The sequence below is a fragment of the uncultured Pontibacter sp. genome (genome assembly GCF_947502515.1).
Classification (GTDB): Bacteria; Bacteroidota; Bacteroidia; order Cytophagales; family Hymenobacteraceae; genus Pontibacter.
On the sequence record NZ_CANNAI010000002.1, the window covers coordinates 834,344 to 849,125 of the forward strand.

Annotated in this window: 16 protein-coding genes; 10 read left to right on the forward strand and 6 right to left on the reverse strand. The window is 50.9% G+C overall.

Annotation, left to right across the window (positions count from 1 at the left end; translation table 11 throughout):
• Nucleotides 1–34: 34 nt before the first annotated feature.
• The 7 genes from Q1A54_RS08305 (at nucleotide 35) to Q1A54_RS08335 (ending at nucleotide 5,708) form a co-directional block, all read left to right on the forward strand.
• Entirely contained in the window at nucleotides 35–373 is a 339-nt protein-coding gene (locus Q1A54_RS08305) for a hypothetical protein (RefSeq protein ID WP_299986651.1), read from the forward strand.
• Nucleotides 374–642: 269 nt separating this feature from the next.
• Entirely contained in the window at nucleotides 643–852 is a 210-nt protein-coding gene (locus Q1A54_RS08310; protein ID WP_299986653.1) for a twin-arginine translocase TatA/TatE family subunit, read from the forward strand.
• Between the two features lie 31 nt (nucleotides 853–883).
• Nucleotides 884–1,543 (forward strand): DedA family protein, encoded by a 660-nt coding sequence (locus tag Q1A54_RS08315; protein WP_299986654.1) that lies wholly within the window; start codon nucleotides 884–886, stop codon nucleotides 1,541–1,543.
• Between the two features lie 29 nt (nucleotides 1,544–1,572).
• Nucleotides 1,573–2,997 (forward strand): cation:dicarboxylase symporter family transporter, encoded by a 1,425-nt coding sequence (locus Q1A54_RS08320; RefSeq protein WP_196117708.1) that lies wholly within the window; start codon nucleotides 1,573–1,575, stop codon nucleotides 2,995–2,997.
• 54 nt (nucleotides 2,998–3,051) lie between these two features.
• A complete protein-coding gene (locus Q1A54_RS08325) occupies nucleotides 3,052–4,188 on the forward strand; it encodes a hypothetical protein (RefSeq protein WP_299986656.1) in 1,137 nt (378 codons plus the stop codon).
• Between the two features lie 32 nt (nucleotides 4,189–4,220).
• The gene (locus tag Q1A54_RS08330) at nucleotides 4,221–4,688 is read left to right on the forward strand and encodes a small multi-drug export protein (RefSeq protein ID WP_299986658.1); all 468 of its coding nucleotides are present in this window, start codon (nucleotides 4,221–4,223) and stop codon (nucleotides 4,686–4,688) included.
• Nucleotides 4,689–4,748: 60 nt separating this feature from the next.
• Complete coding sequence (locus tag Q1A54_RS08335) at nucleotides 4,749–5,708, forward strand: calcium/sodium antiporter (RefSeq protein ID WP_299986659.1); 960 nt, start codon at nucleotides 4,749–4,751, stop codon at nucleotides 5,706–5,708.
• 81 nt (nucleotides 5,709–5,789) lie between these two features.
• Here Q1A54_RS08335 and Q1A54_RS08340 read toward each other — a convergent pair whose 3' ends face one another.
• The 3 genes from Q1A54_RS08340 to Q1A54_RS08350 all read right to left on the reverse strand — a co-directional run bounded on the left by Q1A54_RS08340 (nucleotide 5,790) and on the right by Q1A54_RS08350 (nucleotide 8,341).
• Nucleotides 5,790–6,614, reverse strand: a complete 825-nt coding sequence (locus Q1A54_RS08340) for a hypothetical protein (protein ID WP_299986661.1) — start codon at nucleotides 6,612–6,614, stop codon at nucleotides 5,790–5,792.
• A gap of 396 nt (nucleotides 6,615–7,010) precedes the next feature.
• Nucleotides 7,011–7,346, reverse strand: coding sequence for a PAS domain S-box protein (locus tag Q1A54_RS08345; RefSeq protein WP_299986662.1), 336 nt, complete (start codon nucleotides 7,344–7,346; stop codon nucleotides 7,011–7,013).
• Nucleotides 7,347–7,519: 173 nt separating this feature from the next.
• On the reverse strand, nucleotides 7,520–8,341 hold the full coding sequence (locus Q1A54_RS08350) for a hypothetical protein (RefSeq protein ID WP_299986664.1): 822 nt from the start codon (nucleotides 8,339–8,341) through the stop codon (nucleotides 7,520–7,522).
• 102 nt (nucleotides 8,342–8,443) lie between these two features.
• On the opposite strand from Q1A54_RS08350, the gene Q1A54_RS08355 reads away from it, so the two are divergent.
• A complete protein-coding gene (locus Q1A54_RS08355) occupies nucleotides 8,444–11,917 on the forward strand; it encodes a DNA methyltransferase (protein ID WP_299986665.1) in 3,474 nt (1,157 codons plus the stop codon).
• Between the two features lie 55 nt (nucleotides 11,918–11,972).
• Nucleotides 11,973–12,371, forward strand: coding sequence for a hypothetical protein (locus Q1A54_RS08360; protein WP_299986668.1), 399 nt, complete (start codon nucleotides 11,973–11,975; stop codon nucleotides 12,369–12,371).
• A 53-nt stretch (nucleotides 12,372–12,424) separates the two neighbouring features.
• Here Q1A54_RS08360 and Q1A54_RS08365 read toward each other — a convergent pair whose 3' ends face one another.
• Entirely contained in the window at nucleotides 12,425–12,691 is a 267-nt protein-coding gene (locus Q1A54_RS08365; RefSeq protein WP_299986670.1) for a hypothetical protein, read from the reverse strand.
• 221 nt (nucleotides 12,692–12,912) lie between these two features.
• On the opposite strand from Q1A54_RS08365, the gene Q1A54_RS08370 reads away from it, so the two are divergent.
• Nucleotides 12,913–13,515, forward strand: coding sequence for a hypothetical protein (locus Q1A54_RS08370; RefSeq protein WP_299986672.1), 603 nt, complete (start codon nucleotides 12,913–12,915; stop codon nucleotides 13,513–13,515).
• A gap of 121 nt (nucleotides 13,516–13,636) precedes the next feature.
• Here the strand turns inward: Q1A54_RS08370 and Q1A54_RS08375 are convergent, their stop codons facing one another.
• A complete protein-coding gene (locus Q1A54_RS08375; protein WP_299986674.1) occupies nucleotides 13,637–14,131 on the reverse strand; it encodes a hypothetical protein in 495 nt (164 codons plus the stop codon).
• A gap of 124 nt (nucleotides 14,132–14,255) precedes the next feature.
• Nucleotides 14,256–14,654: a hypothetical protein gene (locus Q1A54_RS08380; protein WP_299986676.1), complete on the reverse strand. Its 399-nt coding sequence runs from the start codon at nucleotides 14,652–14,654 to the stop codon at nucleotides 14,256–14,258.
• Nucleotides 14,655–14,782: the final 128 nt, after the last annotated feature.

Below are 14,782 nucleotides of genomic sequence, written 5' to 3' on the forward strand. Positions count from 1 at the left end.
TCAGCTTAAATACCGCTTCCTGAGACATTTAATTATGTCGCTTGCTCTGCTCTGGGCCGTTCTGCTCCATGGCACTGCAAGCTATGCCTATGACGCGGCGGTACCTCAGCCCAGCCCTGCCAGCACCGCCCAGGACGAATCCCTAAGCAGTGAACTCAACAGCACTGGTCTGCAGCAGGGTGTGCTATACCTGGCCGAGGAAGGAACAGCCTCCACCCTGACGATCAGTTTACAGCCAGCAGCCACGGCTTCCAAAGCACCTGGTATCTGGTTTACAGGTCAAAAGGCAATCCCGCCCTACGCTGCGCGGGCGCCCGGCGACAACTTCTTCTGCCAATTTTTCTACACTTCCAGTCAGCCCCAGGCTCCCTAGGCTGCTACCCCATTCCCATTCTTTTTGAGTGAGCCTGCTCCGAAACAGCTCGCATACCTGGCCCAAGCGGCTGCCGGTATAGCCCCTGCTGTCACTCAGCCTTACTTACATCTAACAACATCCTATAATCCAGCTGCTCGCATTGGCTACGCAGCGCTTGGTGCCCTTTACACGCTGTAAAGCGGCTGATGCTTTTTGTCGCTGTCTTAATAGCCGTCAGGGAGCGATTGATCCTATTATCATCAAAACAAAATTTTTATACCTCACAAATGAACAGCATCGCAATTTTTGCCTTCATAGGAAGCCTGGGAGGCGCTGAAGTGACCATCATTATATTCGCCATTCTACTCCTGTTTGGCGCCAAACGCATACCTGAACTGGCACGCGGACTCGGTCGTGGCATTCGGGAGTTTAAAGACGCGACAAACGAGATCAAGAGCGAGATCGACAAGTCTGTAAACGACAAGGACCAAAAGTAATAACAGTCCGGCACGCATAGCTCCTTTTCGGATGGATATCATGTATTACGTGGCAGATTTTATTCTGCACATTGACCAGCACCTGGTGCAGTTGGTGCAGGAGTACCAGCAGTGGATCTACCTGATCCTATTTCTCATTGTGTTTTGCGAAACAGGCCTGGTGGTTACCCCTTTCTTACCGGGCGACTCACTGCTGTTTGCGCTTGGCGCATTGGCTGCCATACCTGCTTCAGGCCTTAACCTGTTGCTGTTGATGGGGCTGCTGATCGTGGCGGCCATACTGGGTGACTCTTTCAATTATTTTGCAGGAAGCAAGATCGGAAGTCGCATCTACCTGCGCGACTTCTGGTTTATGCGCCGGTCTCACCTGGACCAGACACAGCGGTTCTTTGAAAAGTACGGCGGGCGCACCATCATTTATGCGCGCTTTGTGCCCATCGTTCGCACATTCGCTCCTTTTGTGGCAGGCATCGCCAACATGCATTACAGGCGCTTCTTTAGCTTCAACGTGGTTGGGGCCATCGTATGGGTGGTATTTTTTATGATAGCAGGCTACCTGTTTGGTAATCTGCCGGCCGTCAAGCGGCATTTTTCGCTGCTTATTCTGGCCATCATCGTGCTATCCATGGCTCCTCCCCTAGTTGCCGCCCTCAAAAACCGGCTCATGAAAAGTAGTTCCCCGCAGATTTAAATCAATCAAGCTTTAGACCAATTAAATTTATGAACAAGGCCTATTTGCCCCTGGCTACGCTACTGTGCATCACCATAGCCGCCATCCTCACCTTGCTGCAGCAGTATGAAGTTATCGCACTGCCTGCCGAAGCCCTCACGGCCATCCGCTGGACCGGCACGGCTGTGCTGCTGCTCTACGGTTTGCAAAAGCGTAACCTTACTACCTGGATCCTGATCAGCATGGTGGTCGGCGCTCAGATCGGCTATGACTTTCCGCAGGTAGCCCAGCACCTGAACGTGCTGAGCAAGGTATTCCTGAAACTCATCAAGACGATCATCGCGCCACTGATCTTCGCCACACTGGTGGTAGGTATAGCCGGCCACGCCAACCTGAAGCAGATCGGTAGTATGGGTTGGAAAGCGATCCTGTATTTTGAAATCGTGACCACACTGGCCTTGTTCATCGGCCTGGCTGCCATTAACATCAGCAAAGCTGGCGAAGGCATCAACATGGCAGGTATAGCCGAGACGGAAGAAATTCAGGCCCCGGCCAAACAGACCTGGTCCGATATCATCCTGCATGTGTTTCCGGAGAACATTGCCAAGTCGGTTGCTGAGGGGCAGGTGCTGCAGATCGTGGTGTTCAGCGTGATCTTTGCCATTGGTCTGGCCATGGTATCGGAGCACAAGCGCAAGCCTATGCTCGACTTCTGCGAGAGCCTCTCTGAAACGATGTTCAAGTTCACCAACATCATCATGTACTTCGCCCCGATTGGGGTGGGTGCTGCGATTGCCTATACGGTGGGGCACATGGGCTTCGGCATTCTGGTGAACCTGTTCCAGCTATTGGCGACTCTGTATGTGGCGCTGCTGGCCTTTGTGCTGTTGGTGCTCCTGCCCGTTGCCCTCATTGCCCGCATCCCGATCGTGCGTTTCCTGAAAGCGATTTCGGGGCCGGTATCGATTGCCTTTGCCACTACCAGTTCGGAGGCGGCTTTGCCAAGGGCCATGGAAGAGATGGAGAAGCTAGGCGTACCACGCCGCATTGTGGCTTTCGTGATGCCGACCGGCTACAGTTTTAACCTCGACGGCACCACGCTATACCTGGCCCTGGCCGCTGTGTTTGTGGCGCAGGCAGCAGGTATAGATTTGACCTGGGAACAGCAGCTGCTGATGGTATTCACGCTGATGCTCACCAGCAAGGGCGTGGCCGGTGTGCCCCGTGCCTCACTTGTGATCCTGCTTGGTACGGTCGCTTCCTTCAACCTGCCTGTGTGGCCCCTGTTTGCCATCCTGGGTATAGACGAACTCATGGACATGGCCCGCACTTCCATTAACGTGACCGGTAACTGCCTGGCCACCGCCGTAGTTGCCCGCTGGGAAGGTGAGTTCGACTTGCAGCCGGAAGTGGGTCTGGTGGAAACGAGCAATCCGGAGCTTTTGGAAAGAAAGCAGGAAGAAGTACCTGCATAGCGTCTTCATTCAGAAAAGTCACATCCTTATTTTTTAAAATTCACAGTTCTTTAGATGACAAAGACGCAAAAAAAGAGGCCGCACCTGGCCCCTGTTCAACCTTATAAATTCAGGAAGCGTTACAATCAGTTTGACATCATCTTCCAGAAAGAGAAGAAGTTCCTCTACTTCATCGCTTTCTCGCTTATGATGGCAGGCATGGTATACCCTTACCCACACATTGCCATGTGGGTGGGCTTTGCCTTCGCCGGTTACTCTGCCATCGCCAACGACAGCATCCAGACCATCGGTACGTTTATCGTATCCAACGAAGACAAAAAGTGGTACTGGCAGTGGCTGTTCATGGGCCTTATCTTCCTGGGCACGGTGACTTACAGCTGGTATGCTTTTGACGGTGACGTGACCTACCAGCGCCTGACTACACCGGGACTCGAAAAGGCTCCCGAAAGCTTCGTATACCTGCAGTTGGCCTCTCCTATCGTACTGCTGCTTCTGACCAGGTTCCGGATCCCGGTATCGACTACTTTCATGCTGCTCAGCGTGTTCACCGCCACGAGTGCCACAGTGCTTGGCATGATCAACAAAAGTCTGGCGGGCTACGTGCTGGCCTTTATTTCGGCCCTGGTTATTTACCTTTTGCTTTCGAAGGTGATCAAGCGCTTTATCAAAGGTGAAGCGCACGTGCTCTGGACGGTGGCACAATGGCTGATCAGCGGCTTTTTGTGGTATATTTGGCTCGTGCAGGACCTGGCCAACATTGCCGTATACCTGCCGCGTCAGCTGGGCGGCCTGGAATTTCTGGCTTTCTCTGGCTTTATCTTCTTGGGGCTTGGTTTCCTTTTTTATATGAAAGGCGACAAAATCCAGCACATCATCAACGAAAAATCAGAAGTGCGGGATGTGCGGAGTGCTACGATCATTGACCTGGTGTACGCCTTGATTCTCTACTATTTCAAGGAGCTGAACAACATGCCGATGAGTACCACCTGGGTATTTGTGGGCTTGCTGGCAGGTCGTGAACTGGGTATGCGCATCCGGGCACAGGACTCCAGGGCGGCAATCGGTAAAACATTCAAACTGATCGGCAAAGATGTCCTGTCCGTTACCATCGGGTTAATTATCTCCGTGATTCTGGCAGTAGCCATCAATCCGGTGATGCAGCAGGAACTCCTGGATTTTTTCTTTAAATAAGCCGCCGCTCATTTATTATTAGTGAATCACATATGCTTGAAATACTTATTTATACCTTCCTGCTTAGCATCTCCCCTTTTGGGGAGGCGCGGGCCGGTATACCTTATGCGGTGCTCAACGACATGCCTCTCCTCTGGGCTTTTGTAGTTGGTCTGGTCGCCAATCTGCTTATTTTCCCTCTACTCGCCTGGCTCATCGAGACCTTTAGCCGGAAACTCTGGCCAAACAGGACTTACAAAAAAGGAGTCATCAAGCTAGGCAGAAGAGCCAAAAAGGGCGTTGGTGCTGATATACAAAAGTATGGTTTCTGGGGGCTGATGGTTTTTGTGATGATCCCGTTGCCTGGCACAGGTGCCTACATGGGCACACTGGCAGCTTACTTTCTAAAGATCGAGCGTAACAAAGCACTCTTGTCTGTGAGTATCGGGGTGTTCATTTCCTGCCTGATCATGGCTGCCGGGTCCTACCTGGGTAGTATGGGACTGAAGTCTTTTCCATAAATTGCTTTACCTTCGTATCCTTAAACCATCACACAAAAGGGAAGAACTTTTTAAAATCAAATGCTGAACATACTTCTTTTACTGGCAGGTTTCGTCGCCCTGATCTTTGGAGCTGACAAGCTTGTAGACGCCGCCTCCAGTCTGGCAAAAAAACTGGGTATACCTAACATTGTGATCGGCCTCACCATTGTGGCCTTCGGTACATCGGCACCGGAACTGGTAGTGAACGTATTTGCGTCCATCAACAACAACACCGAAATGGTGCTCGGCAACGTGCTGGGAAGTAACATTTTTAACGTGCTGGCCATCCTGGGCATTTCCTCGGTCATCTACCCGCTGACGGTAAAGCGCAACACCACCTGGCTCGAAATACCACTGAGCTTGCTGGCTGCGGTCGCGGTTCTTTTTGTAGCCAACGACGTGTTCCTCGACAGTGCCGAGGCCAACCTGATCTCCCGGTCCGACGGACTCCTGCTGTTGCTTTTCTTCTGTATTTTTCTGGTCTACAACCTGATGATCGCGAAAGGCGGCAATGAGGACGATGAGGAAAGCGAAACGAAGGACTATACCTACCTGAAGGCGATCTTCTTTATTGCACTCGGATTGGGCGGCCTGATACTGGGCGGCAGACTGATCGTAACCAGTGCAGTAGGTATAGCACAGGCCTTTGGTCTGTCAGAGCGCATCATCGGCCTGACGATTGTGTCGGTGGGCACCTCCCTGCCAGAGCTGGCCACCTCGGTGGTAGCGGTTCGCAAGAAGAATGTAGACATCGCCATCGGCAACGTAGTGGGCTCCAACATCTTTAACATTTTCCTGATCCTGGGTGTGTCCACGGTCGTTACACCATTGCAGGTGAGTGCCGCTTCCTTCACCGACATTATCTTCAACATCGGTGCCGGACTGCTGCTGTTCATCTTCATCTTCACAGGCCGTGGCCGTCAACTCGCCCGCTGGGAAGGTGTTATTTTCCTGCTGTTATACCTGGCTTACCTGGGCTTACTGGTTAGCCAGGAGTAAGGTATAGCCTGAGCTGTGAAAAGAAAAGGCCCTCTTCCGATTATGGAGGAGGGCCTTTTGTATACCTGCATTTAAGTGAATTTACTTTACCAGGTAATCATACGTGATTCGTTCTACATCTCCTGATTTGTAGGTTCTGGTGGAAGCCGTAGGATAGCCGTCCTGGTTATAGGTATAAGTGCTTGTAAAGCTGTTGTCCACGGCACCTGAATAAAATGTTATAATCTCGTAAGCGGTGACGTTGTGCTCCGTGATCAGGCTTTCGATGGAGATCTCCGAGCTGATGGAATTCATGGAAACATGATCCGGGTAGACAGGCGTTGGTCTGTTTCGGTCGTCTGTTGTTATGCTGGCTTCCTGGTATACCTGGCCTGAAGCTGAAGTACGTCGCAGGCTCACCTGGTTGGCTTTTCCGTAAGAAAGGGTCAGGATTTCCTGCAAATTCTCTTCCAGCACCTCTCCGGCATAGATTTTCTGCTCTGTCAGTCTGCCGAGCGTGTTAAATTTGTTAAGGTGCACGATAGGAGTTTCACCATCAACAAGCACCCGCACCATGGACGGGAGGTTGCTGCTGCCTTCATATGACAATCGCACGTCTCTGCCTGTCTGATCTCGTACCAGTGTCAGTCTGCCTCTATCGTCGTGTTCCATTATAGAACCAAGATTGGTCGACTCAGCCCCTTTCTTAGAAAGGGCGTCGATTCTGCTCAGCTTATTATCCTTGTCATAGATATAGTCCCAGTTAATGGTCTTTGTGGTACCATCGGCCAGACTTATATCCGAAGTCTTTTTGTAGAGCAGGTATTTTTTTATTGGCTCAGGCTCCGGGCGTGGGCTGTCTTTTTCGGAGCAGGACACCAACAAAAACAACACAGCTAGGGTGTAGAGCAGTTTTGTTGTTTTCATGGGATTAAAATTTTGGATTGAATAAAAAACATATCCTGGCAAACATAACAAATTATACTTTTAGTTCTAGTTATCTGTAAATCACAATCCTCTCATGCTCAACCCAATTAGCGTCTAATTGTGCCTTCCAGGCTGTTTGTGACTCAGCCGGATCAGCTCCTGGTGAGTTTCTGCTTTTATCTGGCAGTCAGAATCATGTGAGCGGTATTTGATGGCATTGCTGATTAGGTTGTATAAAATGCTTCGGAAATTCTTTCGCGAAAAACGAATGGACTTCACCATAAATGAAATTGTCGAGGTCGCGGTTGGTCGCATCCAGCTCGTCGTGCTTTTTACGCAGCGCCTCTTCTGACTGCCGCCGGTCGCTGAGGTCGCGGGTCACTTTGGTCAGGCCAATCAGTTCGTCGTTGTCGTTGTAGATGGGCGTGAGCGTGACGTTGGCCAGAAGTGTGTGTCGTCCTTTTTTCGTCGCCAGCCCTCACCCACATAGTACTCCTGCTGCTTGGCCGCCTCCAGCTCACGTTCAGGGGCACCATTGCGCTGGTCTTCTTCCGTGAGCAACATCCCGTAATACTTCCCGACAACCTCATCCTCTTTGTAGCCCTTCAGTCGCTCAGCGCCCTCGTTCCAGGTCTCAACCACCCCGTTCACGTCCATGGCAAAAATAGCGTACTCTTTTACCTGGGCGATAAAATTGGAGGCGATACGCTCTTTAAAGAAGGTTGATTTCATGCAAAAATTTGGGTAAAGCCCGCAGGCTATACCCCCTAACGAGGAACAGGTCGGTAAGTTGGAAAGACATTCGTAGGCACTTGTAAAACAAATAAGTGTAGTGCAGCGTCGATTATATAAACAAAAGCCCTCTTCCGGTTATGGAAGAGGGCTTAAGCTATACCTGTAAAGGATTATTTGACGCTGTAGGTATAGGTAACTTTTTGTACCGAACCTTCATGAAAAGTTCTAACACATGTTGCTGGGTAACCTCCTTCATTGTAAGTAAACTCTGTTAGATAACTGTTTCCAGATTTTTTACTCGTATTAGTTGTGCTATTAAAAGTTAGTTGCTCAAAACTCAGAATATTATTCTCTGTAATTAGTCTTTCGGACATCAGTTCCTCAGAGAAGAAATCACTTGAAATTTGATGTGGAAGCACAGGAAGGTTTCTCTTTTTGTTATCAGTTAGCAGCGTATATTCAGTAGTCTTTCTTGTGCCAGTATATATCGATATTTTAACCTGGTTTGAGCTAGGATAAGAAAACAATCGATAACCCGACAAACTTTCTTCACTAACAGTGCCTGAGTAATATTTCATTTCTGAGAGACGACCCTTATCATCATAATAGTGCATATAAATGGCAATCATTGAACCCAAATAAGCTCTTGTCACTTTTACCAGTTGGTCTTTATCATTATAAAAAAGAACCCATTCTGTGCCAGACAACGTGTTGATGCGTTCTGCTCTACCTTGGTTATCGTATTTGATAGTAGTAAAAGCAGTTTTAATCTCACCTTTCCAATCAGTAACTCCACTAATGTTCACAAGTTGGTCATTGTCATTGTAGGTATAGGTAAGATCGATTGATCCCTTTAAGTCATGAGAAACAATTTCTGAATATTTCCGCTGCAATAGGTACGTCTTCTCAGGCTCTGGGTCTTTGTCGTTGAACGAACAGCCTGTGCCTATAAACAGAATGGCTATTAGTATACCAAGTAAACTTGCTTTCATAAGAGATTTAAATGAATGTGGATGTAAATGTTCAAACAAATATAGCTAAATATTTATATATTGCTTCTGTAAATACTGCTATACCTGCATACACACAATACCATGCCCCACACCCCTACCCCTTCCGTAACAGACTTTATCACCCGCTGGAAAGCTTCCGGCGCTTCGGAACGTGCTAATTACCAGTTGTTTCTGACCGAACTGTGCGAACTGCTGGGGGTGGAGAAGCCGCGGCCGGCTTCGGATAAGGTGCACGAGGCAACCTATACCTTTGAGCGGCCGGTGGTGTTTGACGATGGGGAGGGCAAGACGAGCACCAACTTCATCGACCTCTACAAAAAGGACTGCTTTGTGCTGGAGGCCAAGCAGGGCTCCGACAAGGCAGGTATAACAGAGGCCGAACAGCTGGGCGGCGAGCGTGTAAAAACGAAGACGGGCACTGCCACCCGCGACACCCGTACCTGGGAGCGCGAAATGAAAAAGGCCAAAGAACAGGCTCTGCGCTATGCCCGTTCCCTGCCCACGACCGAGGGCTGGCCGCCTTTTCTGGCGGTGGTCGATGTGGGCTATTGCATTGATTTGTACGCTGACTTTGCGCGGCAGGGCAAGACATACGTGCCTTTCCCCGACCCGCTAAACTATAGAATTACGCTCGACGAACTGCACCGCACCGAGGTGCGCGAGCGCCTGCGCCTGCTCTTTACCGAGCCGTTGGAATTGGACCCGAGTCGTCGTGCAGCCCGTGTTACACGGGAGTTGGCAGAGCGGTTGGCGAAGCTGGCGGCTTCGCTCGAACTGGCCGGCCATACGCCGGAGCAAGTGGCGGGATTTCTGATGCGCTGCCTCTTTACCATGTTCGCCGAAGATGTGCAGCTGTTGCCCGACAATTCCTTCACCAAACTGCTGCAGGACTACCGCCACAACATCCAGCATTTTCCGGATGCGCTGCGGGCGCTGTGGCAGAGCATGGACAAAGGCGGTTTCGACCCGGCCCTGCGCACGTCTATACCCCAGTTTAACGGCTACCTCTTCAAAAACCCGGAGGCGCTGCCAGTTACCGAGGCGCAACTCGACCTGCTGATCCTGGCTGCCGAAGCTGACTGGTCGGAGGTGGAGCCTGCCATTTTTGGTACGTTGCTGGAGCGTGCCTTGCAGCCGCGCGAGCGCCACAAACTGGGTGCCCACTACACGCCCCGCGCCTATGTGGAGCGCCTCGTGATGCCGACCGTGATCGAGCCGCTGCGCGAAGAGTGGGAAGCGGCCCGCACAGCTTCGGCCATACTCGAAGACAACGGCGACGAGGCGGGAGCTCGAAAAGAGATTGAGAACTTCCACCGCCGCCTGTGCTCGGTGCGCGTGCTCGACCCTGCCTGCGGAAGCGGCAATTTCTTGTACGTGACGCTGGAGCACCTCAAGCGACTGGAGGGCGAGGTAAAAGAGCACCTCGACCACTTCCCGGGGCAGCAAACCCTCGACATGACGGGCGCCTATACCGTGACGCCCGCGCAGTTGCTCGGTCTGGAGGTGAGCCCACGGGCAGCGGCCATTGCCGACGTGGTGCTCTGGATTGGCTACCTGCAGTGGCACTTCAAGGCGCACGGCTCGGCCACCCGCCTCAGCAACCCGATTTTGCGTGAGTACGGCAACATCAAACAGCAGGATGCCGTGCTCAGCTACACAGACAAAGTGCCCCACCTCGACGCCAACGGACAGCCCGTTACCCGCTGGGACGGCCATAGCACCAAAACCCACCCCGTTACAGGACAGGAAGTGCCCGACGAAACCGCCCGCACCATCGTCTACGATTACCTCGACCCCAAACCCGCTTCCTGGCCCGAAGCAGATTTTATAGTGGGCAACCCGCCGTTTGTAGGGAATAAAAGAATGCGCGATGCTTTGGGTGATGGGTATACCGAAGCATTGCGAAAAGCTTACAAAGGTGCTGTACCTGATAGTGCAGATTTTGTGATGTACTGGTGGTATAAAGCGGCTGAAATTTTAGCAGATGAAAGAACTGAACGATTCGGTTTTATTACGACGAACAGTATAACGCAGTCTTTCAACCGACGCGTGTTGCAGGCTTTCATGGAAGCCAAAGAACCTATCTCAATCACCTATGCTATACCTGACCACCCATGGGTCGATAGTGGTGATGGTGCACAAGTTCGAATTGCAATGACTGTAGCGGAAAAAGGCAGTCAAGTTGGAAGACTAAACTTATCACTCCAAGAAAAAGATACAGGAGAATTAGGTCGTGAAGTAATACTTGGAGAAAAAATAGGCACTATACACTCTGATTTAAAGGTTGGTGCAAATGTAGCAGATGTGAAAGCACTTAAAGCTACAGATAACATGAGTTCAAGGGGAGTAATTCCGCATGGTGCAGGTCTAATTGTAGCACCAGAAGAAGCTACCAAACTTGGATTAGGCAGTATACCTGGAATTGAAAAACATATCAGAAACTACTGGAACGGTAAAGACTTTACAACAAGACCAAGAGGTCTAATGGTTATAGACTTATTAGGGTTAACTATTGATGAAGTTCGTTCACAATATTCGGTATTATATCAGCACATACTTCTAAATGTTAAACCACATAGAGATGAAAATAAGAGAGCTGCTATACGTGATAAATGGTGGATTTTTGCAGAACCTCGTAAGACAATTAGAAAAGCATTAAGTGGTCTAGAGAGATATATAGCAACTCCTCAAACAGCTAAGCATCGTATTTTCCAGTTCTTGCAAATTGATATAATGCCAGATGATAAATTAATAGCTATTGCACTTGATGATTCATACTACCTAGGTATATTACAATCAAAATTACATGTAGTTTACTCTTTAGCAACTGGCAGTAGATTAGGGGTTGGGAATGATTCCGTCTATGACAAATCCCGTTGCTTCGACACTTTCCCTTTCCCCACCCCAACCGAAGATCAAAAAGAAAAAATCCGAGGTATAGCCGAGGCATTGGACGCGCACCGCAAGCAGCGGCAGGCGCAGCACCCAACGCTCACCATCACCGATATGTATAATGTGCTGGAGAAACTGCGGTCGGGCGAGGCGCTTTCGGCCAAAGAGCAGAAAACCCACGAGCAGGGGCTGGTGAGTATCTTGTTGCAACTGCACACCGAGCTCGATGCAGCCGTGGCCGCCGCTTATGGTTGGCCCGCCAATCTGCCCGAAGAAGAAATACTCGAACGCCTGGTGGCTCTCAACAAGGAACGCGCCGCCGAAGAGGCTCGCGGCCTCGTACGCTGGCTGCGCCCCGAGTACCAGAATCCGCAGGGAGCCCAGCAAACCGACATCGGCCTGACCACCAAAACCAAAGCCGCCAAAGCCACCGCCAAAGAAGTGCTGGCCTGGCCGAAAACGTTGGCCGAGCAGGCACAAGCCGTGCAACGCGCCCTGCAGCTGCACGAGCGCCCCGCCTCTGCCGAGGACCTGGTGCGCCAGTTCAAGCCCGTCGCCAAGCCCCAGCAAACGCAGCGCCTCCAGCAAATCGACAGTCTGCTGCAAACGCTCCATGGCCTGGGCCTACTGCGCAAAACTGAACAGGAGCAATATGTGAAGTAGAAGCCCTATACCTGGCTAACAGGTATAGCTATACCTTAAATTTGAATCAATACCGATGCAAACTAAACTGATGATGGTTTTGAGTGCCGCCGTGCTGGCTGCCCTGGGTATAGCCTTCACGTTTTTACCCGAAGAGTTAGCCCTCTACCTGGGCACAGAATCGAATCCGTTGGAGGTGGTTGTGCTGCAGCTGCTGGGTGCCCTATACCTGGGCTTTGCCATGCTCAACTGGATGGCAAAAGGCAGTCGAATCGGGGGCATTTATAACCGCCCTATCTGCCTAGCCAACTTCGCCCACTTCTTCATAGGAGCCATGGCCATGCTCAAGTTCTTGTTCCGATATCCGGAGCAGCCGTTCGCAGTGTGGGCTCTGTGCGCCGTATATGCCGGTCTGGCTGCCTGGTACGGCCTCACACTTTTCCGGCATCCGTTGCCAGCGCAACAAGCCAGCTAAAACCTTTACCCCCGTAGGCGTCGGCAGTATAAAACAGCTGCTACGGAGCATTGCTATTTGGAGAGTTCTTCGATGAGCCTGCGCTTCACGCCGCGCTCTATCTCACGCTCCACGTTCAGCGTATCCATCGCCCCGATCTTGCTGGAAAGCGAGTCGATGCCAGTGTAGCGATCCAGCTCTTTGTTGGCGGTATGGTGCAAGGAGTCCAGCACCATGTTCGCACCGGATTCGGCCACACGGTAAAGCGTGTCTTCCAGGTCGTTTTCAATAGAGCAGGCCGTAAAGCTTAAAGCTATGGCGACATAAAGTAATTTCTTCATGATAATCAGGTGAATTTCAGTCTAAGTTACAGCTTAAACAGGCACTTACCATACCATCCGTACATCGAATACCCCTTGCAAACTCTCAATTGACACATACGACTGTAGCAGTAAGCTATACAGCGGATATAACTGGTCAGACGTACAGCAGTTGTTAGGGCATAGTGACTATGTCTGAATGTAGCGACTTTTACATACCTTGCATCCCTAATTCGCTTCAAATGAACACTCCCAAATTAAGGTCTCGCCGCATGCGGACCATTGCGCTCCTACTGACAGGTATAGCCCTGTGCGCAGGTATAAGTTCCTGTGACAAGGAGCCAGAGTTCAACCTGCCGCCTGTTACGCAAAACGGCAGCAATACATTAGGTTTCAAGGCCAATGGCAAGGTATGGGTCAACTACGGCCAGATTTGCAACTTCTTCGACTGTGTCGACAACTTTGTGGAAGGGCGCCTGCACAAGAACACCGACGGCACCTATACCTTAATCGTGCGGGCCGAGTACAATTACAAATTCAAAGACGAGAAAAAATACATCTCGCAGAGCTTCTCCTTTGGCGCCTACGATGTGAGCGGCCCCGGAACCTATACCCTCACGCCGGAGCAAGAGGACATGGCGGCCATGGAGGTCGACATGAACCAAAACGACTTTTACCACCTCGTAAATGACGCAAGCCTTACCCTGCACCTCACCCGCCTCGACACGGTCAGCCACATCGTATCCGGCCAGTTCGAGGGAAAACTAAACCACTATACCGACGCTTCCAAAATCATGCACATTACCGACGGCCGCTTTGACACGAAGCTGACCTATAGCTGGTAAACATCCGTTTAGATAGGCCATATAAAACAGCAAAGGGCCAGTTGGCTGAAGCATAACCGATTTACGGTTTATACCTTCACCAACTGGCCCTCCTGTTTGCGGCCTGCTTGCTGCTTCAGGTTTATACCTGCACAGCCTGCATCTTCGCCATATTTTGCTGAATGATATTGCTCCATTTCTCAGCCAGCTGCAGCTCGCCGCTCAGCATCATACTACCCTCGCGGTTATAGAACGGCAGGTATAGCTCCGGCGCTTTAGGTCCGTGCAGGGCTACGCGCAGCACGATCATGTCGATGATGCGGTTCCCGTTCACGTCGCGGTGCATGTTGTCGATAGAGGTTCTGCGCACCGTGCCCAGGTCAATAATGATCTCCTGCAGGTCTGCTTCATCGTTGTGCCAGTAAAAGATCTGCCCTTGTGCTTCGTCCAGTCCGATGCCGTAGCGCTCGTTCCAGAAATCATGCTGCCCGATGTTGAGCCCCTGTGCGGAGGCAGCTTCCAGGAAAGCTTTCTTTGCTTTGTTGGCCTCCCCTTTTTGTTTGCGTTGAATGAAAAAAATAGGCACCAGAAATACTGCTGTTGCCAAAATACCTAATACGATTGCTTCTAAATCCATTTTATTTAATCCATTAAAATCTGATAATACATAAGGCAGGTATAGCCCTTGGATGCATACCGGTACCTATACCTGTTTCCGAAAGGAGGGCGTGCCAGGACACCCTCACCAAAAGGAAAAGGATTTACCAGAAATAATGGAATGGAAAGATGATGTCGCTGACGGCAAGGCCAGGACTGATATGCCTGATCCGCTGCAGGTAGTGCGCGATCAGCAGTTGCAGCCTGAACTCCTGTAGCTTAGCGGCAAGCGCTGGCGAACTGTACGAGGCCTGTTTAGAGGATTGCGTAGGCCTGAACTGCCAGGTCCCGGCATGATCCTCGGCCTGTAACACCGCCATGTACGGGGCTTGTAACCTGTCGAACTCCCTCAGCTCACCCTGCGTAGCCACCTGCTGCGTAGCTGCAGCCTGCAACTCCACAGCCGCCCCGTGTTGCAGACTGAAGAATGCAAACAGGAATGTGAACGAGAGCAATATGTTTTTGACGGCGTAAGGCACGATGCAAATTACGTTTAAATTCAACACATAAGTATACTGTCCCCAAATAATTTGCAGTGCCGCCCCCGCCTGCAAAGCCCTATCAGCAAAAATCACCCTATAGCCATACCTCCCGCCATGCCCCATGCAACATACAACCCGCCACAACCGAT